22 protein-coding genes are annotated in these 21,300 nt (G+C 63.3%); 8 read left to right on the top strand and 14 right to left on the bottom strand.

The genetic code is table 11. The features are described from left to right. The first annotated feature begins 198 nt into the window (after positions 1-198). Entirely contained in the window at positions 199-2,172 is a 1,974-nt protein-coding gene (locus ACFSNN_RS00880; protein ID WP_134461793.1) for a methyl-accepting chemotaxis protein, read from the top strand. A 79-nt stretch (positions 2,173-2,251) separates the two neighbouring features. Here the strand turns inward: ACFSNN_RS00880 and ACFSNN_RS00875 are convergent, their stop codons facing one another. Continuing rightward, positions 2,252-2,905: a glutathione S-transferase family protein gene (locus tag ACFSNN_RS00875; protein ID WP_134461790.1), complete on the bottom strand. Its 654-nt coding sequence runs from the start codon at positions 2,903-2,905 to the stop codon at positions 2,252-2,254. A 219-nt stretch (positions 2,906-3,124) separates the two neighbouring features. Between ACFSNN_RS00875 and ACFSNN_RS00870 the strand changes: the two genes are divergently transcribed. Beyond that, a complete protein-coding gene (locus tag ACFSNN_RS00870; protein ID WP_134461787.1) occupies positions 3,125-4,588 on the top strand; it encodes a polyhydroxyalkanoate depolymerase in 1,464 nt (487 codons plus the stop codon). Between the two features lie 91 nt (positions 4,589-4,679). Here the strand turns inward: ACFSNN_RS00870 and ACFSNN_RS00865 are convergent, their stop codons facing one another. The 7 genes from ACFSNN_RS00865 to ACFSNN_RS00835 form a co-directional block, all read right to left on the bottom strand. Then, positions 4,680-5,114 (bottom strand): cupin domain-containing protein, encoded by a 435-nt coding sequence (locus ACFSNN_RS00865; RefSeq protein ID WP_134461784.1) that lies wholly within the window; start codon positions 5,112-5,114, stop codon positions 4,680-4,682. 181 nt (positions 5,115-5,295) lie between these two features. Next, the gene (locus ACFSNN_RS00860; protein ID WP_134461781.1) at positions 5,296-5,907 is read right to left on the bottom strand and encodes a flavin reductase family protein; all 612 of its coding nucleotides are present in this window, start codon (positions 5,905-5,907) and stop codon (positions 5,296-5,298) included. Positions 5,908-6,037: 130 nt separating this feature from the next. After that, positions 6,038-6,991, bottom strand: a complete 954-nt coding sequence (locus tag ACFSNN_RS00855; RefSeq protein WP_208949553.1) for a 3-hydroxyacyl-CoA dehydrogenase family protein — start codon at positions 6,989-6,991, stop codon at positions 6,038-6,040. 115 nt (positions 6,992-7,106) lie between these two features. Further along, a complete protein-coding gene (locus tag ACFSNN_RS00850; protein WP_134461775.1) occupies positions 7,107-7,406 on the bottom strand; it encodes a hypothetical protein in 300 nt (99 codons plus the stop codon). 444 nt (positions 7,407-7,850) lie between these two features. After that, positions 7,851-8,009 (bottom strand): hypothetical protein, encoded by a 159-nt coding sequence (locus tag ACFSNN_RS00845; protein ID WP_166799330.1) that lies wholly within the window; start codon positions 8,007-8,009, stop codon positions 7,851-7,853. Positions 8,010-8,457: 448 nt separating this feature from the next. Beyond that, complete coding sequence (locus ACFSNN_RS00840; RefSeq protein ID WP_134461773.1) at positions 8,458-9,873, bottom strand: hypothetical protein; 1,416 nt, start codon at positions 9,871-9,873, stop codon at positions 8,458-8,460. A gap of 131 nt (positions 9,874-10,004) precedes the next feature. Next, positions 10,005-10,691, bottom strand: coding sequence for an MgtC/SapB family protein (locus ACFSNN_RS00835; RefSeq protein ID WP_134461770.1), 687 nt, complete (start codon positions 10,689-10,691; stop codon positions 10,005-10,007). A 280-nt stretch (positions 10,692-10,971) separates the two neighbouring features. Between ACFSNN_RS00835 and ACFSNN_RS00830 the strand changes: the two genes are divergently transcribed. Continuing rightward, the gene (locus ACFSNN_RS00830) at positions 10,972-12,081 is read left to right on the top strand and encodes an AGE family epimerase/isomerase (RefSeq protein WP_134461768.1); all 1,110 of its coding nucleotides are present in this window, start codon (positions 10,972-10,974) and stop codon (positions 12,079-12,081) included. A 63-nt stretch (positions 12,082-12,144) separates the two neighbouring features. Continuing rightward, entirely contained in the window at positions 12,145-12,468 is a 324-nt protein-coding gene (locus ACFSNN_RS00825; RefSeq protein WP_134461765.1) for an HNH endonuclease, read from the top strand. A 103-nt stretch (positions 12,469-12,571) separates the two neighbouring features. On the opposite strand, the gene ACFSNN_RS00820 is transcribed toward ACFSNN_RS00825, so the two are convergent. Further along, on the bottom strand, positions 12,572-12,847 hold the full coding sequence (locus ACFSNN_RS00820) for a hypothetical protein (protein WP_012428697.1): 276 nt from the start codon (positions 12,845-12,847) through the stop codon (positions 12,572-12,574). Between the two features lie 218 nt (positions 12,848-13,065). Here ACFSNN_RS00820 and ACFSNN_RS00815 point away from each other — a divergent pair, with 218 nt between their 5' ends. Beyond that, positions 13,066-13,269 (top strand): cold-shock protein, encoded by a 204-nt coding sequence (locus ACFSNN_RS00815; RefSeq protein ID WP_007178724.1) that lies wholly within the window; start codon positions 13,066-13,068, stop codon positions 13,267-13,269. A gap of 112 nt (positions 13,270-13,381) precedes the next feature. On the opposite strand, the gene ACFSNN_RS00810 is transcribed toward ACFSNN_RS00815, so the two are convergent. After that, the gene (locus tag ACFSNN_RS00810) at positions 13,382-15,004 is read right to left on the bottom strand and encodes a methyl-accepting chemotaxis protein (RefSeq protein ID WP_134461762.1); all 1,623 of its coding nucleotides are present in this window, start codon (positions 15,002-15,004) and stop codon (positions 13,382-13,384) included. 269 nt (positions 15,005-15,273) lie between these two features. On the opposite strand from ACFSNN_RS00810, the gene ACFSNN_RS00805 reads away from it, so the two are divergent. The 3 genes from ACFSNN_RS00805 (at position 15,274) to ACFSNN_RS00795 (ending at position 17,545) form a co-directional block, all read left to right on the top strand. Beyond that, positions 15,274-15,708 carry a PaaI family thioesterase gene (locus ACFSNN_RS00805; RefSeq protein ID WP_134461759.1) on the top strand — a complete coding sequence of 145 codons (435 nt, stop codon included), beginning with the start codon at positions 15,274-15,276 and terminating at the stop codon, positions 15,706-15,708. 120 nt (positions 15,709-15,828) lie between these two features. Continuing rightward, on the top strand, positions 15,829-16,131 hold the full coding sequence (locus ACFSNN_RS00800; RefSeq protein WP_134461756.1) for an ArsR/SmtB family transcription factor: 303 nt from the start codon (positions 15,829-15,831) through the stop codon (positions 16,129-16,131). A 58-nt stretch (positions 16,132-16,189) separates the two neighbouring features. After that, positions 16,190-17,545 (top strand): pyridoxal phosphate-dependent decarboxylase family protein, encoded by a 1,356-nt coding sequence (locus tag ACFSNN_RS00795; RefSeq protein ID WP_134461754.1) that lies wholly within the window; start codon positions 16,190-16,192, stop codon positions 17,543-17,545. A 105-nt stretch (positions 17,546-17,650) separates the two neighbouring features. Here the strand turns inward: ACFSNN_RS00795 and ACFSNN_RS00790 are convergent, their stop codons facing one another. From ACFSNN_RS00790 to ACFSNN_RS00775, 4 genes are all read right to left on the bottom strand, one after another. Further along, positions 17,651-18,499 (bottom strand): ureidoglycolate lyase, encoded by an 849-nt coding sequence (locus ACFSNN_RS00790; protein WP_134461751.1) that lies wholly within the window; start codon positions 18,497-18,499, stop codon positions 17,651-17,653. A 66-nt stretch (positions 18,500-18,565) separates the two neighbouring features. Beyond that, positions 18,566-19,309: an SDR family oxidoreductase gene (locus ACFSNN_RS00785; RefSeq protein WP_134461748.1), complete on the bottom strand. Its 744-nt coding sequence runs from the start codon at positions 19,307-19,309 to the stop codon at positions 18,566-18,568. A gap of 44 nt (positions 19,310-19,353) precedes the next feature. Continuing rightward, on the bottom strand, positions 19,354-20,184 hold the full coding sequence (locus ACFSNN_RS00780; RefSeq protein WP_134461745.1) for an amidohydrolase family protein: 831 nt from the start codon (positions 20,182-20,184) through the stop codon (positions 19,354-19,356). Positions 20,185-20,191: 7 nt separating this feature from the next. Further along, complete coding sequence (locus ACFSNN_RS00775; protein ID WP_134461742.1) at positions 20,192-21,232, bottom strand: aldo/keto reductase; 1,041 nt, start codon at positions 21,230-21,232, stop codon at positions 20,192-20,194. Positions 21,233-21,300 lie beyond the last annotated feature (68 nt).

The raw sequence follows: 21,300 nt of genomic DNA, 5'->3' as shown, positions 1-21,300 counted from the left end.
CCATGCGGCGCGCAGCGCAGTTCGACACACTGAGCGCGCCGCGTACCAAAACGCTCCGCTGCCGGCAGAACTAATTACGAAATGCTTTCGAATCCCTAAAGAAAGCGGACGCCGTGGCCGTAAACAAGTCATCGATGCCGGGCATGCCTACGCCCGGCTCATGCAGCACTTGTCCTCCCTTACTCCACAAAAACGTCCATGGAATTTCTCTCTCTGCGCCGCGTCAGCGTCGGCGCGCGGCTCGCCATTCTTTCGTGCGTACTGGTGGCGTTGATTTTCGCCGCGTTCACGTGGGCGCTCACCCGCACCGCCGGCCAGCAGATCAGCGATCAGGTGCTCCAACGCATCGCCGATAAGGACCGCTCGATCGCCGCGATGATCAAGCTGTTCGACAAAGCCTTGTCGAACGAGGTCGATCGCTCGATGTCGCTGTTTGCGAGCTTTCTGCCCGCTGGCTACACGCTCGACGAAACCCAGAAGGTCGACATCGGCGGCGTCGCCACGCCGACCATCAAGGCGGGCGACAAAGTCCTGAACATGGACTTTTCCATCCCCGATCAGTTTCTCGAACGCAGCGGCGCGGTGGCCACGGTCTTCGCGCGCAGCGGCGATGATTTCGTGCGCGTCACCACATCGCTGAAGAAACAGGACGGCTCGCGCGCGATCGGCACGCTGCTCGACCGCAAGGGGCCGGCCTACGCGCTGCTGCTCGCCAACAAGCCTTATACGGGGCTCGCCGCGCTCTTCGGCAAACGTTTGATCACGCAATACCGGCCGATCACGGACGCAAGCGGCCGCGTGATCGGCGCGCTGTTCGTCGGCGTGAATGTGGACAAGGAAATCCAGTCGGTGCAGGACGGCATTCGCAATCTGAAGATCGGCGACAGCGGTTATTACTTCGTCGTGAATGCGTCGAACGGCGCGGAGCGCGGCAAGCTGATCGTGCATCCGGCCGCCGCCGGCCAGAACGCCGACAACGCGAACGCGCCGTATCAGCAAATGCTCGACATGAAGGAAGGCCAGCTCGAATACACTTCGGCCGATGCGGCACTCGGCGAACGCGGCTCGCGCGACAAGTTCGTGTCGTTCGTCACCGTGCCGGAATGGCAGTGGTTGGTGGGCGGCGTCGCGCCGCGCGACGAAGTGATGGCCGACGTCATCACCACGCGCAACGAATTCCTGCTGCTCGGCCTGGTGCTCGTCGGCGTATTCGCGGCCGTGTTCCTGTTTGCGGTGCGGCGCCTCGTGAGCCGTCCGCTCGACGAAGCCGCCAAGGCGTCCGAACGATTCGCCTCGGGCGATCTGAGCGTGCGCGTCGCGAAAGGCGCGAACGCACGCGCTGATGAAATCGGCCGCCTGATGCAGTCGATCGACGGCATCGGCGAGGGTCTCGCGCGCATCGTTTCGCAAGTGCGCAACGCATCGACGGATATGTCGCACGGCACCGAAAAGATCGCCACCGGCAGCGGCAATATCGCCGCGCGGATCGCCACCCAGGCGAGCAGTCTCGAGGAAACGGCGGCCAGCATGGAAGAGATCACCTCGACCGTGCAGCAGAACGCCGACCACGCCGCGCAAGCCAACACGCTTGTCACGCGCGCTGCGGACGCCGCGCTCGAAGGCGGCCGCGCTGTCGAACGCGTGGTGTCGACGATGGGCGAGATCAGCCGCTCGTCACAGAAGATCGCCGAGATCACGAGCGTGATCGAAGGCATCGCATTCCAGACCAATATCCTCGCGCTGAACGCAGCGGTGGAAGCGGCGCGCGCCGGCGAGCACGGCAAGGGCTTCGCGGTCGTGGCCTCGGAAGTGCGCGCGTTGGCGCAGCGCAGCGCGGCTTCGGTGAAGGAGATCGAGAGCTTGATCGCGACATCCACGGCGACTGTGCAAAACGGTTTCCAGATCGCCGAAGAAGCCAGTTCGACAATGCAGGGCATCGTTCAACAAGTCGGCCAGGTGCGAGCGATCATGGGCGAGATCAGCGTCGCCTCGCGCGAGCAATCGGGCGGCATCGAGCAGGTGAATCTCGCCGTCACGCAGATCGGCGAAGCCACGCAGCAGAACGCGACGATTGTCGGCGAGGCCGAACTCGCGGCGGCCGAGTTGCGCGATCAGGCCGCGCGTCTCGCGCAAGTGGTCAGCGTGTTCAAACTGGGAAGCGGGCGCGATTGAGGCGCAGTGGCGGCGGCGCGGTGTGGTTCGCCACGCTGAACGCCGCCCGCTGTTGCGGCAGTGTCGCCGCTCGGCTTCTTCAGAACTCGACGTCCAGCTCGTCGATCTCTTCCACCTCCTGTTGCGCGTCGGCGATCCACTCCTGCATCTCGGGCAGCGCCATGATCCGCTGTCCGTATTCGACGATCTCCGGATCGAGTTTGACGTCGTAGGTCACGAAACGCGTCACCACCGGCGCGTACATCGCGTCCGCCGCGGTGCGCTCGCCGAACAGAAACGGCCCGCCGTACTGCTTCAGACAATCGCCCCAGATCGTCACGATCCGATCGATATCCGACTGCGCCCGCGCCCACACCTTGAAGCCCGGAAAGTGCGCTTTGAGGTTCATCGGCAGAGCCGAGCGCAGCGAGCCGAACCCCGAATGCATCTCGCCGCAGATCGAGCGGCAATGCGCGCGGGCGCGAATATCCTCGGGCAGCAGCTTCGCGTCCGGTTTCAATTCGTTCAGATATTCGGCGATCGCCAGCGTGTCCCAGACCTTGATGCCGTCATGCATGAGGCACGGCACCAGGATCGACGGCGACAGCAGCAGGAGTTCGGCGCGTGCCGCGGGATCGTCGATTGGCATGACGATCTCTTCGAACGGCAAACCGCTGAACCTGGTCAGCAGCCACCCGCGCAACGACCACGACGAATAGTTCTTGCTGCTGATGGTGAGCGTGGTATTCGCCATACGATTCTCCTCCAGATGAGGCGCTCGGCCGACGCCCGACGCCATGCATGCACGTTGCCGTGCGCGCACGCACCAAAGCGCGGCAAATTCGGCCCGTTCTCCCGACTCGCGCAAATGCTATGCCAACGTGAGGTCACGGCTGCGCCAGTGCGTATGCATGCATGGCACATGACTTGCCTTTAGTTGGGCTCCTTTCTCTTCAGCATTCGTGCGAAGGTTATGAACCTGTTCGCATATCCAACCTTCCAGGCTTTCGCCGACATGATGCTGCCGATGCGGCACGGCGCGGCGCTGATGAATCATTCGCTCGACGCGTGGCCTGCGTTCGGCGAAACGTCGCATGGACGCTCGATCCGCGCGGCCTGCGAGTTGTTGACGCTGGCCGCACTCACGCCCGTGAGGCCGCCGTTCGAGATCGACAGCGTGATATCGGAAGGCAAATCCGTGGCGGTCGTCGAGGAAATCGCGGCGCACACGCCGTTCTGTTCACTGCTGCATTTCCGTAAGGAGACGCCGCCGTCGGCGCCGCAACCGCGCGTGCTGGTGATCGCGCCGATGTCCGGCCACTTCGCAACGCTGCTGCGGGGCACCGTGCGCACAATGCTGGCCGAACACGACGTCTACATCACCGACTGGCACAACCCGCGCGACGTGCCGCTAACCCAGGGCCGCTTCGGCTTCGACGAATTCGTGCAGCATGTGATCGACTTCACCGAAACGATCGGGCCTGGCGCGCATCTGCTCGCCGTGTGCCAGCCGACCGTCGCCTCGCTGGCCGCGGTTGCGCTCATGGCCGCCGACGATCATCCCGCGCAACCGGCGAGCATGACGCTGATGGCCGGTCCGCTCGACACGCGTATCAACCCGACGCGCGTCAACGAGCTCGCCAGAAGCAAACCGCTGGAGTGGTTCGAGCAGAAGCTGATCAGCGCTGTACCGTTCGGTTTTGCGGGCGCGCACCGGCGCGTGTATCCGGGCTTCATGCAGTTGACCGCGTTCATGGCGATGAATCTCAACCGCCATCTCGACTCGTTCGAGACGATGCATTACGAGCGCGCCAAAGGCGATCCAGCGAAAGCCGACACGATCCGCACGTTCTATGAAGAATACTTCGCGACAATGGATCTCACGGCCGACTTTTATCTGGAAACCGTCGATACGGTTTTTCAGCGTCATGCACTGCCGTTGCATGCGCTCGAAGTGCAAGGGCGTCTCGTCGAACCGTCGAAGATTCGCCGCACGGCGTTGCTTACCGTCGAAGGCGAGAAGGACGATATCTGCGCCGTCGGTCAGACGCTCGCCGCGCAGGACATGTGCGACAAGTTGCGGCCGTATTTGAAGACGCATCACGTGCAGACCGGCGTCGGGCATTACGGCGTGTTCAATGGACACCGCTGGGAGCGGCACATTTATCCGCGAGTGCGCGCCGTGATTTACGACAACGAGCCGCGCGCGGTGCTGGTGAGTTCGCGCGCACGCACGATTCGGCCGGTCCCAGCCGCGACGGCTGCGGAAGTTACTCCGGCCGCGCCGGCGGCAACGGCGGTGGTCGACGTGGAAGTGGGTGCGGTAGCAACGGACGCTGTGAACGGAACCAGCACTACGCCAAGTGCTGGTTCGGCTGCGGCCATCAAGCCGCAAGCGGCGCGCGCGCCGCGTAGACGGCGGCCTGCGGCGCAATGAGCTGTTGTTCGGAAGCGCGCGGCGGCTGCCTGCCTGCTTGCTTGCTTGCGTAGCACCCGCTATTCAAGCGTGCAGCTGCCTTCCACGTTCGCTAAGCCGCAACGCTCTTCCAGGGCGTCACTGTCGGCACGTCGCACGGCCCTTCGACTTCGATCGATTTGAAATCGGCCGGCGAGACGATTTCGATGTACTCCATGTCTTCCGAGTAGTCGAACAGATAGTGGACGATGCCCGGCGCCTGATGCACGCAATCGCCGGCGGCGACGAGCGTCTCCTTGTCGCCGTACATGAAGCGCGCCCAGCCCTTCAACATGATCACAATGTGGAAATCGGCTTCATGACGGTGCCAGCCGGTGCCTTGCTCTGGTGCGTGGTTCGCTTTGACGAGTTGCGCGAGCACCTTGCCGCCGGTCGCCTGCGCGATGCCTAAGTCGCGGTACAGAAAAAAGTCGCGTAAGCCCTGATCCTCATAGGACGTGTCTTGCGGACGGACATGACTGAATTGCGTGGCGAATTTGGTGGACATGGTCGCGCTCCTCGCGAGTGAGCCGGCAGTTGAAAACGACGCGTTGGAGCGTCGGTTGCAAGCATCAAGCGCGCCAGCGTGCGGGCGCTGCCTTTTTGCTTTGGCGCGATTCGGAGACGATGCCGTGAATGTCGGTCGCGCCATCTGGCGCGGCGCGACGTGGTTTTAAGCGCTGTGCTGTCTATGCGGTCGGGCGGAACATCTGGAACATGTCGCCGATTTCCGCGTAGTCGGCGCGGTAGCCGGCGCGCATGATCGGCTGCGCGGCGTGCGTGTCAAACAAGCCGTCTTTCAGATACGCCTCGTTGATATGCACGCCGACCACTTGCCCGAGCGACAGATAGTTGTCCATCGGCGTGCCGTCGAGCGTATGCAGCCGCACCACTTGCAACAGCTTGCATTCGAGCGCAGCCGGCGATTCCGCGACGTGCGGCACGGCCACGTTGCGGCCCGGCGCGGGAGTGAGGCCGGCGAGTTCGAATTCGTCGACGTGCGGCGCAACGGGCGCCGACGAGCGGTTCATCTGCTCGGCGAGCGGTTTGGTGGCCAGATTCCAGACGAACTCGCCGGTGGCTTCGATGTTGGCGACGCTGTCCTTACGGCCTTCGCTACAGAAACCAATGATCGCCGGAAAGGTGGCGAACGCGCCGAAGAAACTGTACGGCGCGAGGTTCAATGTGCCTGCGGTGTCGCGCGAGGAAATCCAGCCGATCAGACGCGGCGCGACGATGGCTTTGAACGGATCGTGCGGGAGGCCATGGCCGGTGGCGGGGTCGTAGAAGTAGTGGGGCATGGAGATTGGAGGCCCTGCAGATGGGACGAAACGGCATTTATACCGCAGAGCGGCGCGGGCTGCCGGGCGTGCTTTGACTGCGAGGCTTCTCGTGACACCGCACTTTTAAGCCTCGCTGTTTTCGCGTCAATCAACCGCGACTAATCACACGCTTGCGCCCTTGCTTTACGTGCTCCAGATGCGCGTCGTCCCAGTCGTGGAAACCCGCACCGCTGCGCACGCCGACACGCCCTGCTTCGACCTGCTCGCGCAATAGATCGAGCACGTCTTCGTCTTTGGCCAGCTCCGGCATCAGATGGGATGCGATATCGAGGAAGGTGTCGAGGCCGCCCATGTCCGCGCCTTCGAGCGGTCCGACGATCCCCCAGCGGCGACCCAGCGACGCCGTCATCACGCGATCGACCACGTCCGGCGTTGCCGCACCCGAACGCACGATATGCAACGCCTCGCGCAGCACCGCGAACTGCAACCGGTTGCCGACGAACCCCGGAATCGCTTTCGCTAGCACTACGGGCTCCATGCCGATCGCACTCATCAGCGCAGCGGTTTGCTGCGTCACTTCGGGCGCGGTCGCCGTGCCCGGCACGACTTCGACGAGCGGGATCATGTGCGGCGGATTCCAGAAATGCGCGATCACAAAGCGGTCTTTCGCGCGCAACGGGGCGGCGAGTTGATCGGGATGAAAACCGCTGGTGTTGCTCGCGAGAATCGCGTCGTCGGCCAGCAACCGGGTCAGCGCCGCGTACAGGCGATGCTTCAGTTCGAGGACCTCGGGAATCGCCTCGATCACGAATTGCGCCGATGCCATCACGTCGAGTTCGCCATGTGTTTCGATGCGCGCCAGCGCCGCCTGTTTGGCCGTCGGGTCGATGCGTCTGGCGTCGATCAGTTCGTCGAGCACCGCTTGCGCTTTCGGCGCGACGCTCGCGAGACGCGCCGGATCGACGTCGTGAACGATCGTCCTGTGTCCGTGCAAAGCGCTTTGCGTCGCAATGCCGACGCCCATCAATCCCGTGCCCACTACGCCAATCACTGCCTTGTCCAAGCCGCTCTCCCGCTGCCGTCGATAAAAGCGTTCAAGCATAGCGCAGCGAGCCGATTGGTAAGACCGAACGTGACAAAGCCGGTCTTCCGCGAAGAAGAACCGGCTTTGTGGACTTCAGGCCGACGCCGCGTCGTGCGGCGCCGTCACGCGCGAATTAGTAGCGCGGGGGCGGGCGATGCTCGTCGCGGTGATGCGGATCGTAGTCGTGCGGATGATGGCGCATCCACTCGTCGTGCGCCCAATAGCGATGGCCGTCATAGTAACGATCGCCGTGCCAGCCGATATTGATCGACACGCCCACCGGCATCATGTGCGGCTGACCGTAGACCGCCGGTCCCGGACCGTTTTCGACAACCACGCGTTCTTGAGCGAAGGCGCTGCCGGCCGCGAGCAATGCGCCGCCTGCCAGCAGGGTTGCGATGATCGAACGCGATGTCTTGTTCAAGGTTTTCATAGTGACCTCCCATCAGAGTTTGGTATCAAGCCGGCGTCCGTGCTCGAGATCGACCTGGACCTGCAACTTCAGGCTCGAACCGGACGCCGTACGCTTGAAACCAACTTTAGCGGCGCAAACCGCATGGAGACGTGAGCACTTGTAAGCGCACATTTCATAGAAAGGGACGGATGGTGAGAGCGCATTTTGCCCGTCCCGCCCTGTCTGCAACGCCATGCGCCACGATTGGACCCTGCGGGCGCGGCGGCCATCTTTCAGGCTCCGTTACATCCATTTCGGCCGGGAAATATTAGGAGTCAAGGCCCGAGCGGTGGAAACGAGCCTGAAAAACAAAAAGCCACGGTACGCATTTCGCGAACTGTGGCTTCAATTGTGATGCTATGCGCACCCAAGTTGCGCGCCCGTACGCGGTTGCTCCGCGCTTGGGCCGGTACGGCTTTGCTCTTAGTCGCTCAGCTTGACGCCGAACAACGTAGCTTGTGCTCTACGCATGCGTTCTGCTTCGCGGCTACGCGCTTCGTACGAGTAGTCCGAATCCAGCGGCAGATGGGGCGACGCAAAGAGGTCGCTGACCTTTTGGAACAATGCAAAAATGAAGCTCATGGCGACTCCCGGTTAGTTACTGCATTTGCTAGGGTTTTCCCTTAAGAAGAAGTATAGGGTTTTCCCTAGGCAAAAGCTAGTGCAATGCAGCAATTTTTCGGTGTGGTGCTTTGTCGCGGGTATTTTTCATATGTTGCGTTGCATCATGACAACGTCCCTGTTTTTGGTTTTTCAGGGTCACGAAAAGTCTGTCTCTGTAGCGGGCTTGTCACCGGGTCTCTGTTGCGCACGAACTTTTGGCTCTCGCCGCTGCCTGGTGCGGGTGGATTATGGCGGCGTCGACGACGCTTGGTGCCGCGCTGTGCGCACGTGTCAACGTCGCGTTGGCGGACGCTGGTAGCTGGGCAACGGGCGGTGGGCGTTGTGCTGCGGGTGGCCGACACCGGACAGCAGTAGAAAAGTGAATTCACCGCAACCGGCTTGTCGCCGGCGCGGCGCTCCCTGATGGTCAGTGCGGGGTAACCGCCTTCTGCTTATGGACATGCTGCGCTCGCGCTGCGCGCCTCGCATGCGTCGCCGTCACGGCTTGCTGTGGCGCGGCGGGCGCGGGCGCTGCCGCAGCCGCGTCGGAAGCGGTATTGGAGGCGGCTGCGGTCGCCATCGCCATGTGCGTGTCGAGCAAGCTGGCCATGGCCGCCTGCTGGTTCTGCATCATCTGCTCGATGCGTTGCTGCTGCGCGGTCGTCTCACGCGTGAGGCGCATCAGCAGCAACGTTTGCGTGATGCCGATCGCGACCGTCACCAGCAATGCGCCCACCACGATCGAGAGCATCCATTTCATGCGTCTTGAATGATCGGTCGCGGCGTGGCGTTGATCGGCGATCACGCCATACAGCGCGTCGACGGTATCGGCGAACGCGGTGGCCCGCAGGCGGTCGAGTTCCGGCGCGGCGCGCAGCGCGGCTGCAGCCGCTTCGGCACGCCGGGCTTCCCGCCAAGGCGTAGCGGACGCGGCGTGAGCTTGCGCGGACGCCGACGAATCCATCGGCGTCTCCGACGCCGTGCTGTTCGGCGCGGCGATTGCCGCTTCTGTCGGCGCCCGATGCTGGTTCGGCACTGCGCCCGGCTTCGCCTCTTCAGCGACAGCGTCCGGTTGTGCCGACGCCGGTTCGTCCGCCGCGTCCGTCACGTTGGCCGCAGCCGGTTCTTGCGATGCCGATACCGAAGCCGCACCAGAAGCCGAAGCCGCCTTGGCAAAAGTCGCCGCGAAGCGCTGCGGCGCCTTGCCGCCGCCGGCGCTCGACGCAGCCGTCGCACCGCCCGTCGAATCCGGTTCAGCCGCCTGGCGCAGCGCGGTCACGCTGCGCGCCACGGTTGCTGCAGCCATCGCCGGGGTAAGCGGCGCCGATGCATCGCGCGCCGGTGCCGCCGATTTCTCTTCGGCAGACGCTGCCGTGTCCACTGCCGGTTTCGCATCGCCCGAAGCCAGTTCGCCAGCCGGTGAAGCCACCACCAGCGGCTCGATTTCGAGCCCGCTCAATAACGCATTGACCGGCACCGGCTGGTCATCGGCCTTAGCCACGCGGGGCGCACGGCGCGTAGCCCGCGCGTCCACAGCCGAACCATCACCGCCATCGATCGCGCCGACCGCGGCCAACACCACATCAGGCAATTCGAAACCATGCAGCGTACCTTGCCGGATGTCGATATTCATCGCTTCCAGCGTGGCGCGGGTGGGATCGTCGGGGAACAGGTCGAGCGTGCTGTCGTCGCGGGAGGCATCGCTCAGTTGCGCGAGGCGTTGTGCGGAGCGCGCGGCCCGCGCCAGCTTGTTTTCAGTTTCGGTCGGGACGGTGGCCTGGCGGCGCTTCTTTGAAGCGGCGCGCTGAGGCCGGGACTGCGTGGATGCTACGGAATCTGCCATAGAGAAAAGAGCGGTCGTCGCCGGAAAGCGGGCGCCGAGCACCGCTCGTCAATGCCGTTGGAATTTTTCGAGACCGCATTGTCGCATGGCCGCCCGCGCCCGCCGAAGCCATTCGGCGAGGATTTTCGTTTTCAGGAAGTCGCGTCGTCCTGCCGGAACTGCCTGACGCCATGCAGTTGCCGCAAGCGCCCGCAGATCGCCTCATATTCAGTATTCGACACGCGATGCAAGGTGATCACCACTTCGTCGCACTCGGGCGCGTCTTCGCTTTGCTGCATCACGAACTGCTTGACGCGCGGGCTCGCGGCGCCGAGTTCGTCGTGCAGCGAGTGGAACGTCATGGCGCCGCGCTCGACGATCATCGTCAGTTGGCGCCGTTGTTTGACCGTGATGAAGCGGCGTTCGAGCGGCTTGATGCCGGCCAGGATAATCAGAATGATGATGGTCGCCGCGATCGCCGCCGTGTACAGCCCGCCGCCGACCGCGAGACCGATGGCGGCCACCGACCAGAGGCTCGCCGCTGTCGTCAGTCCGCGGACGATCTCGCCGCGCAGCAGGATCGAGCCCGCGCCGAGAAAGCCGATGCCCGACACCACTTGCGCGGCCATCCGCGAAGGATCCAGCACGACGTGGTCGCCTTTCAGGACTTCCGCAAAACCATACGCCGAGACAATCATGATCAGCGCCGAACCGACGCACACCAGCATATGCGTGCGCAGCCCCGCGGCCCACGAAAGCCGCTCCCGCTCGAAGCCGATGACGCTGCCGAGCGCGGCGGCCACCATCAAACGGGCGATGAGTTCGAGATTCCCCAGCATTGTTCTTCCTCCTTATCGGAAATTATTCGAAGTGGTTTCCGCACCGGTGACGCAGTGCCAGTGTGACCCGTTTGCTTTATGCTAGGCCGCACATCGCGAGACGGTTCGCACGGCTTGTCGCTATCCTGATTTTGCGGTTGGCGGTTTGCAAAACAGGTAGCATCCACGCTCGTCGACACGTTCGCCCACAACCGCGCCGCGCTGAAACTCAGGCCACGGACACAACAAAACACGTCCGCCGTCGCTTCGCTTTGAAATACCCTGTCCGCCCCATTTGACTATGCAGAGCATGAACCCACCCGCCGCTTCCACCATCGCACTCGCTGCCGGTCTGCGCGAACACTTCACAGGCGTGGTGCTGCCGATCTGGCGCGGCCCGGGTTTCAACACCGCACTGAAGCTGCCCTACGAAGCGGTCAGCGCAGAAGATCATCAGCCGCTGCCCGCCGAGCGTTACCGGGCCATGGCCTGCGCGCGACAATTGTTCGTGTTCTCGCAAGCAGGCGACGCAGCCCATGCGCAGGTGTTGTTCGATTCGTTGACGCACACCTTTCAGGACACGCGCCACGGTGGATGGTTCTACAGCGTGGATGCGCAAGGCGCGCCGCTCGACACCGCCAAGGACCTGTACACGCACGCGTTCGTGGTGTTCGCGTGCGCGGAGTATGCCCGGCGCTCCGGCAATCGCGACGCGCTGGAAATCGTGCATCGCACGTCCGCGCTAATCCAGTCGAACTTCGCCGCCGAGGACGATCTGTTCAACGCCGCGCTGACCGCGGACTTCGCCGGCGTGGCGGGCACGCCGATCCAGAACCCTTTGATGCACCTGACCGAAGCCTGGCTGGCCGCTCGCGAAGCCACGCACGACAACGCTTTCGACGCCGCGCTGCGGCGTCTCGCCGGCGCGGTTGCGCGGCGCTTCGTGCATGCGCCCACGGGCTGCATCGCCGAATTGCCGATCGGCGCGGACGACAACCGGCTGGAACCCGGGCATCAGTTCGAATGGTTCTGGCTGGTGAAACAGGCGGGCGCCGTGTTCGAAGATTCGGGTCTCGCCGAAGCCATGCCGCGTGCGTTCAGCTTCGCCCAGCAACATGGCGTGGATCGGGAAACCGGCGGCGTGTACGCCTCGCTCGACGAAACCGGCCGGCTCAAGGACGCGACTCAGCGGATCTGGGCCCAAACCGAATATCTACGCGCGCTGGCAAGCCATGATGAACCGTCGACGCGCGACGCGCTGCCCCGGCAAATCGAACTGTTCCAGCAACGATTTTTGCGGCCGCAGGGCTGGTTCGAATGCAAAACGCCAGCGGACGAAGTGGCGCGCGCCGACATGCCGTCCACCACGCCGTATCACCTCGCCACCGCCTACGCGGCGTTGCCGGCCTGAACGCCGCCGGCTAGGCCAAACAACGGCCAAGCGCCTGACACTTCGCTAGCCATTCGTGCGGCCATGGCCAAAAAACTCGCCGAACCTTGGTATCGACCTCCGCCTGCGGACGAAATCTGCCCGCTCTGCGGCCGGCCGATCCCGGCGAGCCAACGCGATTTGCATCATTGGGTGCCGAAAACGAAAGGCGGCAAGGAAGTCGCCGCCTTGCACCGCATTTGCCACCGCCAGCTTCACGCGCTGTTCACGGAAACCGAGCTGGCGCAGCGCTATTCAACGGTGGAGGCGCTCCTCAGCGACGAGGCGGTCCGCACCTTTGTGCGCTGGGTTCGCACCAAGCCGAATGATTTCTACGAACGCACGCGCCGCAGTGGGCGCAAAGGCTGAGGCCGAAAGACGGCCAGCGACCTGACCGATCGCGAAACCGGCTGAACGCCGGCTGCGATCTCACGACGGGACGGGGACACACAAAAGCCGACCGCGCGGTCGATCAATACTCTTCGCGTTGCCAAGGGCTCCAACCGCTGTCGGCCGATTTAAAACGCATATAAGTTGCGCTGTGCCCGGTGGGAGTGTCCGACGTGTCGCCGTGCGGCTTCTGATCGGTGACGTGGAGGGCGAAAGCCTGGCGGTCTTCGGTATCGACAGTGATACGGCCGACCGGGTCCGGGGCGCCTTCTTGAGGTGATTTAGACTCCAATATCGCCAGATAGGGGGTCAAACGACTCCAGAACGAGGTAAGTTCTTCTTGCAAATAATGTGTCAATGTCTTTCCTGGAAGAGTAATACGAGCAGTTTACCCTACCCGCGGGAACAGCCTTCCAATTGCTTGCCGGGCCTCAAAAACACCGGAGCGGGGGAATACCCGAATACTGGTTGGTTGGCGTCCGTCATTAAGACGTGATACAACTCCTACTTCGCGCTCGATCTCGTGTTGAGAAATAGCGGTCGCGAATGCAACACACAACATTTACTGGATTAAAAATGGCAACAGGTACTGTGAAGTGGTTTAACGATGCAAAGGGCTTTGGCTTCATCACGCCGGACGACGGCGGCGAAGACCTGTTCGCGCACTTTTCGGAAGTTCAAGGCAGCGGCTTCAAGTCCCTGCAGGAAAACCAAAAAGTGACGTTTGAAGTTAAGCAAGGCCCGAAGGGCAAGCAAGCTGCGAACATCCAGCCGGCCTAAGTACCGTCAGGTACATTGAGGCACCCTTAGGCGCTTGCGTCTAATGCAAAATGGCCCGCTTCGGCGGGCCATTTTCTTTGTCTGACGTTTTATTTTTGAGCGCTTTCGCGAGCTAGATTGCGCGCATACCGGACAACGAAAAATCGGCCGATTGCCCTCGCGCTTCGTCGATTTGTTGCATCCGCAACACAGATTCAGAAATTTCGAAGACAGAAACAGCCTGCTTCAATTGCTGCGTCTGCTGATGCAGTGAAGCCGCCGCCGCTGCAGCTTCTTCGACGAGCGCCGCGTTCTGCTGCGTCATCTCATCCATTTGCACCACCGCCTGATTGACCTGCTCGATGCCCGTGCTCTGCTCGAGCGACGACGCGCTGATCTCCGCCATCATCTGCGTGACGCGCGAAATCGAGGCGGACACGTTGCTCATCGCCGAGCCGGCGTGCTCGACCAGTGCCGAACCGCCCTGAATCTCGGCGACCGATTCGCTGATCAGCGTTTTGATCTCCTTCGCCGATTGCGCGCTGCGCTGCGCGAGGCCGCGCACTTCGCCCGCCACCACGGCGAAGCCGCGTCCTTGCTCGCCTGCGCGCGCCGCTTCGACGGCCGCATTTAGCGCGAGGATGTTGGTCTGGAAGGCAATGCCGTCGATCACCGAAATGATCTCGGCAATCTTGTCCGAACTCTGCGCAATGCCGCGCATCTTGTCGACCACCTCGTTGACCACTTCGCTGCCGCGCGAGGTCGCTTCGAGCGCGGTCTCGGCGAGCGCGTTGGCCTCGCGGGCGTGCTCGGCGTTCTGGCGCACGGTAGCCGTCAGCTCCTCCATGCTCGACGCGGTTTCTTCAAGCGACGCCGCCTGGTTTTCGGTGCGCGCCGACAGATCGGCGTTGCCGGTCGCGATTTCATCGGCGCCAAGGTGGATCGAGTCGGCGGATTCGCGCACGGTCTGCACGGTGCGCGCCACGCTCGCCTGCATTTTCGCGAGGCCCGAGAACAATCGGCCGATTTCATTGGTGCCGCGCGCGGCGATAGGTTGGTCGAGACGGCCTTGCGCGATCCGGTCGAAGTGACGGCCCGCTTCCTCCAGCGGCGCCACCACGCCGCGGCGCAGCCCCGCGTACACGGCGAACGTGCCGGCCACCAGCGCCACCAGGATCACGATGCTGACGGCACGGAAAGTCGCCATGCGTGTATCGATCGAGTCGAGCGACGCACGGCTCGCAGCGTTGCCGAACTGCACGAAGTTGTGCGACTCGCCAAGGTACGCGTCCTGGAACGACTGCGTCGGCTGATCGAGGAAGGCCTGAATGTTGTTCGAATCCAGAAACTGCACCAGCTCCGCGAGCGCGTCGTGCAGCTTCTTGTAGCGCTCGGCGAGCGCGGCGGCGCGGGTGCCGTTTTCGTCGCCGGTCTTCGGCACGCTCATGAAGGCCGCGAACGACTGGTCGGCGGCCGTCAATTGTTCGCGGGCGTGCTGCACGATATCGGCCGGCTCGGAGCCGCCGCGCACCATGCGCGTCCCGGCGCGCGAGAGGTTGATGCGCGCGTCCATCAAATGCTGGGTCGTCTCGTTGACCGCGTCCACCTGCTTCAGAGCGATGTTCGACAGATCGCCCACGTCGTCATGCGTGCGCGTGAGCGACCAGAACCCCAAACCCACCGTGACAAGCTGGAAAACGCAGAACGCGGCCAGAACACACAACAGGCCGGAAGCGACCTTGATCTTGCTGAACATCGTGAATACCTGAAGACAGAGAATGACGGGAGCTACGTCAGGGTTAACGGCATCAGCCCGCCGCGCTTGAGGCCAATTCCACCAAAGATCGTCTTACGCCCCCTTTTCATCGGTCAACGTCACTATTGCAATCAATTCGCGCAACAATGCACCGCACGAATTGCCGATTCACCTTGACGCGGTGCGTGCGCGCTTCCTAGAGTGGGTAGGGACTGCACGACGCAGGCCAGTGCAGATTGCCACCGCGGGCCACGCCCGAAGGAATCACAATGACCGACCTCCTCGACCGGGCGCGCGGCGCACTGCATGCCCAGCCGTTCAGCATGCTGTTAGGCGCAGAGTTGATGCAGACAAGCACCAGCGAACTCACGCTGAGCCTGCCGATCCGCGACGAGTTGCGGCAGCAGCACGGCTTCGTGCATGGCGGCGTCATCAGCTATCTCGCCGACAATGCGCTGACCTTCGCGGGCGCGCTGCTGCTCGGGCCGAAGGTCGTGACCGGGGAATACAAGATCAATTACCTGCGGCCGGCCATCAACGGCACGCTGATCGCGCGCGCGAAGGTCGTCTACGCGGGCCAGCATCAGGCGACCTGCCAATGCAACGTGTATGTGATGGAAGGCAACCGCGAAAAGCTGATTGCCGTCGCACAAGGCACGGTCAACCGCATCGGCGAGAACGGCGAACACGAACACGCGGGCTGACGTCATCGCGCCGGTCGGCTAAAGCACATCGCGCTGGCATGAATGCGCTTGTCCACGTTTTGTCATTTAGCTAATATACGAAATGTTATCGAAACAAGGCTCCGTTCGGCGTACCGCCTCATGACAGACGAACTCACCCGCATCAACGCGCTCGCCAACGCAAGCCGCCTCGCCGTAATGCGCTGGCTGAAAGAACCGACGCGGCATTTCCCGTATCAGGACCACGCCGATATCGAAGCGGTCGGCGTGTGCTGCACATTCATCACCGACAAGCTCGGCATTGCGCCCGCCACCACTACGCGTCACATGCGCATCCTCGCCGATGCGGGACTCGTGCGTGCGCAGCGGATCGGCAAGTTCACCTACTACAAGCGCATCGACGCCGAATTGCAAAAGCTCGGCCGCGACCTCGCCAATCTCTAGGCGCGTGGCCTTCTTCGGGCTACCGCGCCATCACGTTATCGATACTTGAAGGAACCACATGAACGAACTTGCCCTGATTGCCGACGCCGACCGGCGCGCGCACGCTTACCTTGCCGACATCGGCAAGCGCCGGGTGTTTCCGGACGCCGCCGCGCTCGCGCAACTCGCCGCCTTCGACGAAGCCTTCCCGCAACACGGCCACGCGCCCGCCGACGTGCTGCGTCTGCTCGACGAAAGTGGTTCGCCGGGCACGGTCGCGTCGAATGACCCGCGCTACTACGGCTTCGTAATCGGCGCGGTGCTGCCTGCCGCAGCGGCCGCCGAACGTCTGATGGGCGCGTGGGACCAGTGCGCATCAACCTTCGATAACTCGCCGGTCGCGGCCACGCTGGAGAAAATCGCGGCGCGCTGGGTGCTCGACGCGCTGGATCTGCCGCGCGAATCCGCGATCGGCTTCGGCACCAGCGCGACGGCGTGCACGCTCGTTTGCGTCGCGGCGGCACGGCGCGCGCTGCTCGCGCGCAAGGGCTGGGATTTCGACAACGACGGCTTGAACGGCGCGCCGCCTGTGCGCGTCGTGATCTCCGAGATGGCCCACATCACGGTGAAGAAGGCGCTGCGCGTGCTCGGCTTCGGCATGAAGCATGTGATCAGCGCGCCGGTCGATGAGCATGGCCGCATCGACCCCGCGCAGCTACCGTCGCTCGACGACATGACGATCTTCTGCGTGCAAGCCGGCGAAGTGAACACCGGCGAGTTCGATCCGTTCGCGGAACTGATTCCGCGCGCCAAGGCGGCCGGCGCGTGGGTTCACGTGGATGGCGCGTTCGGTCTGTGGGCGCGGGCATCGTCGAAACGGGCGCTGACCGATGGCATCGACGGTGCCGACAGTTGGACCACCGACGGCCACAAGTGGCTCAACACGCCCTACGACGGCGCCATGGCGATCTGCCGCGACGCGCAGGCGCTTTCATCGGCGATGAACAGCGACGCGGTCTATCTGACCGGCGCGCACGACGCGCAGAAGAACGTGAACCTGGAGTTCTCGCGCCGTGCGCGCGGCATTCCGATCTGGGCAGCGCTGCGCTCGCTCGGACGCAGCGGCGTGCAGGAGATGGTTGACCGGCATTGCGCGCAGGCTGCGCGGATCGCCGAAGGTCTGCGTGCCGCGGGCTTCGACGTGGTGAATCGCGTCGTGCTGAACCAGGTGCTGGTACGCGCGAAGACCGACGCGCAGACGGTCGCGATTCGCGAAGCGGCGCAGGCGTCGGGCGAAACGTGGTTCGGTCAGACTGTCTGGCAAGGGCGGCCGGCGTTTCGCATCAGCGTGTCATCGTGGCGCACTGAAGACGCTCACGTCGATCAGTTAGTGGCGCTGCTCGCGCGACTGCTCGCCGAACACGGCGAGCGCTGAGGCATCGCCGCGTGTAATCGGCCACCGCGCACACAAAAAAGCGGTTCCTGCCCGTTGCTGCAGGAACCGCTGTTCTTCATGCCCCGCGAAGCCCGCGGGCGCGAATCACTCCGCCGCGTACGTCTTCTGCGTTTGCTCGCCCAGCCCTTCAATACCCAGGCGAATCGTCTGCCCCGGCTTCAGGAACACCGGATTCGGCTTCACGCCCATGCCGACGCCCGGCGGCGTGCCAGTCGAAATCACGTCGCCCGGTTGCAGGCTCATGCACTGCGACACATACGAAACCAGTTTCGCGACGCCGAACACCATCGTCTTCGTGCTGCCGTTCTGATAGCGGTGGCCGTCCACTTCGAGCCACAGGCTCAGGTTCTGCGAATCGGCGACTTCATCGCGCGTGACGACCCACGGGCCGATCGGGCCAAATGTGTCGAAGCCCTTGCCCTTGTCCCACGTGCCGCCCTTTTCGATCTGCCATTCGCGTTCCGACACGTCGTTGATCACGCAGTAGCCGGCGACGTAATCGAGCGCGTTGGCTTCGTCGATATATTTCGCCGGCTTGCCGATCACCACGCCCAGTTCGACTTCCCAATCGGTTTTCTTCGAGCCGCGCGGAATTTCAACGTCGTCGTTCGGGCCGCTGATCGCGCTCGTCCACTTGTTGAAGATGACCGGCTCGGCGGGCACCGGCAGATTCGATTCAGCCGCGTGATCCGCGTAATTCAAGCCGATGCAGATGAACTTGCCGATCTTGCCGACGCACGGACCCATGCGCGGATTGCCTTCGACCAGCGGCAGCGAAGCCGGATCGAGCGCGCGCAGTTTGGCGAGGCCTTCGTCGGTCAGCGCGGCGCCGTCGATATCGGCGACCACTTTCGACAGATCACGAATCTTGCCTTGCGCGTCGAGCAAGCCCGGCTTTTCCTGGCCCTTCGGCCCATAACGAAGCAGTTTCATCCTGGCACTTCCTTTCAGTGGTGTTCGGTTCGTGGTGCAGCTTGGGTCGGCATACGTCGGCGTACATCAGTTCGACCAGCCGCCGTCGATCACATGCGCGTGGCCCGTGGTAAACGACGACTCGTCGGACCCGAGATACAGCGCCAACGCGGCGATCTCTTCCGGCTTGCCGATGCGGCCCATCGGCTGACGCGCGACAAAGGCGGCCTGCACGGCGTCCAGCGTCGCGCCTTGCGCCTGAGCCTGCGCGACGATCCGCTGTTCGAGCGACGGCGAAGCCACCGTGCCCGGGCAGATCGCGTTACAGCGTACACCACGCGTGATGAAGTCCGCAGCAACGGACTTGGTCAGCCCGATCACCGCGGCTTTGGAAGCGCTATACGCAAAGCGGTTCGGCACGCCCTTCACGCTCGACGCCGCCGACGACATATTGATGATCGAGCCGCCGCCTTTGTCCAGCATCGCAGGCAGGAACGCGCGGATCATGCGGTACATCGCCTTCACGTTCAGGTCGAAGGCGAAGTCCCAATCTTCTTCGCTGCATTCGAGAATATTGCCCGCGTGCACGAAGCCCGCGCAGTTGAACAGCACGTCGATCGCGCCGATCTCGGCCGCTAGCGCCTTGATCGCCGCGGCGTCGCGCACGTCGAGCTTGCGCGCTTCGACCGGCTTGCCGGCGAGTCCGTCGATGCGGATATCCGTGGCGATCACGCGCGCGCCTTCGCGTGCGAAGAGTTCGGCGGTGGCGAGTCCAATGCCTTGTCCTGCCGCCGTGATCAGGGCCGTCTTGCCGGCCAGTCTTTGTGTCATCTACGACTCCAGTTGAATGGGCTGTTGCTTGTCTCTTCCAGAAATCACAATCGATAAAACGCGGCGGCGTTGCCGCCGAAAACCGCTTCGCGCTCGGCGTCGCTCAACGACGTGAGCAAGGTGTTCGCCACCGAATGCCAGAGCAGATAGTCGCCGTTCAGATCGAGCACGGGCCAGTCGCTGCCCCACATCAAACGCGCCGGACCGAAAGACTTCAGCAGATGCTCGACATACGGGTGCAGCGTCTCCTCGGTCCAACCCGGCGACGCCTCGGTGACGAGGCCCGACAGTTTGCAATGCACATGCGGCAGTTGCGCGAGCCGAGTGATCGCGTCGGCCCAGCTTTGATAGCCCGCGCGTCCATAGCGAATGGGCGGCTTCGCCCCATGATCGACGACGATCCGCAACGCTGGAAAGCGCATCGCGAAAGTTTCGAACGGCTCGACGTGACGCGCGTAAATCAACGCGTCGAAGGCGAGATCGTGTGCGATCAGCGCTTCGATTGCCGGCGCAAGATCGGGGTTCGCGATCCAGGTGTCGTCCGGCAGATCCTGCAGCATCGGCCGCACGCCCTTGAACTTCGGCTCGTGCGACAGTGCTTCGATCACCTGTGGCGCGGTAGGCAGCAACAGCGGCACCCAGCCGACCACGCCCGCAATCGACGGCTCATGGCGCGCCAGGTCCAGCAAATAACGCGTTTCGTCGATGGTCGGCGCCGCCTGCACTACCACCGTCCGTTCGATGCCCGCGCGTTCGCGCAACGGCTTGAGATCCTCCGGGCCGAACGTCCGGTAAAGGATTTTCAGTTCCGGCGTGAGCCACTCGTAATCGCCACGAGCGGGATCCCAATAGTGCTGGTGAGCATCGATATGCATCGTCGAATCAATCCTCTGGCGCGGGCGCGCGGCTGTCGAGCAAGCCTTCGTCACGCAACGCGGACCACAAGGCCGCGGGGATCGGCAGCTCGAACGACGCGGCGTTCTCGCGCAATTCATTTGCACTGCGCGCGCCGGTCAACACCGTGGCGACCGCCGGATGCGCATACGGAAACTGCAAGGCGGCGGCTGGAAGCGGTGTGCCGTACGTGCGGCACACGGCTTCCAGCCGCGCGACGCGCTCGATCACTTCGGGCGGCGCCTCGCCGTAGTTGAATTTCAGATCGCCTTCGACACCGCGCGCCAGAATGCCCGAATTAAACGCGCCGCCTAACAGGATGCTGACGCCGCGTTTTTCACAGGCCGGCAACAGGTCGTTAAGCGTGGTCTGTTCGAGGAGCGTATAACGGCCCGCGAGCAACGCGCAATCGATATCGAACTCGGCCATCGCATCCAGTATCGCCGCGCCTTCGTTGACACCGAGGCCGACGGCCTTGATCGCGCCAGAAGAGCGCAACGCGTCCAGCGCGCGAAAGCCGCCGCCTTCTGTCAGTTGCCGCCAGTAACGGGGATGGTTGTCGCCGTGCGTGACACGGCCAATGTCATGCACCAGCAGAATGTCGATATCGACGATGCCGAGGCGCTGCTGGCTATCTTCGAACGAACGCAGAATGCCGTCGTGCGTGTAGTCGTAAATCGCTTCGAAAGGGAGCGGATTTTGCCAGCCTTCCTTGTCGTCGAAAGGCGTGGTGCGCGGCACGAAGCGGCGCCCCACCTTGGTGGACAACACATAGTCGGCGCGCGGGTAGCGCCGCAAGGCGTCGCCCAGACGATGCTCGGCTTTCGTGTTGCCGTAATGCGGGGCGGTGTCGAAGTAGCGCACGCCGGCATCCCACGCGGCGGCGATGGTGGCGTGAGCTTCTTCATCGGACAGATCGCGGTAGAGGCCGCCGAGCGGCGCCGTGCCGAGTCCCAAAGCGGTCACCTGCAACGGCCCACGGCCGATACGGCGCCGTTGCCCGATCTTCGATCCGATCGTTGCGGTCATTGAGCGCGTCTCCAATTTGTCGTGTTTTACCATGCATGGGCTAGGTTTGCCCACGGTGTGTGCAGACG

It is taken from the genome of Paraburkholderia dipogonis (genome assembly GCF_042680985.1).
In the GTDB taxonomy this organism is placed as follows: domain Bacteria; phylum Pseudomonadota; class Gammaproteobacteria; order Burkholderiales; family Burkholderiaceae; genus Paraburkholderia; species Paraburkholderia phytofirmans.
The sequence above is the reverse complement of the archived record's forward strand: the minus strand, read 5'-3'. Positions and strand labels throughout refer to the sequence as shown.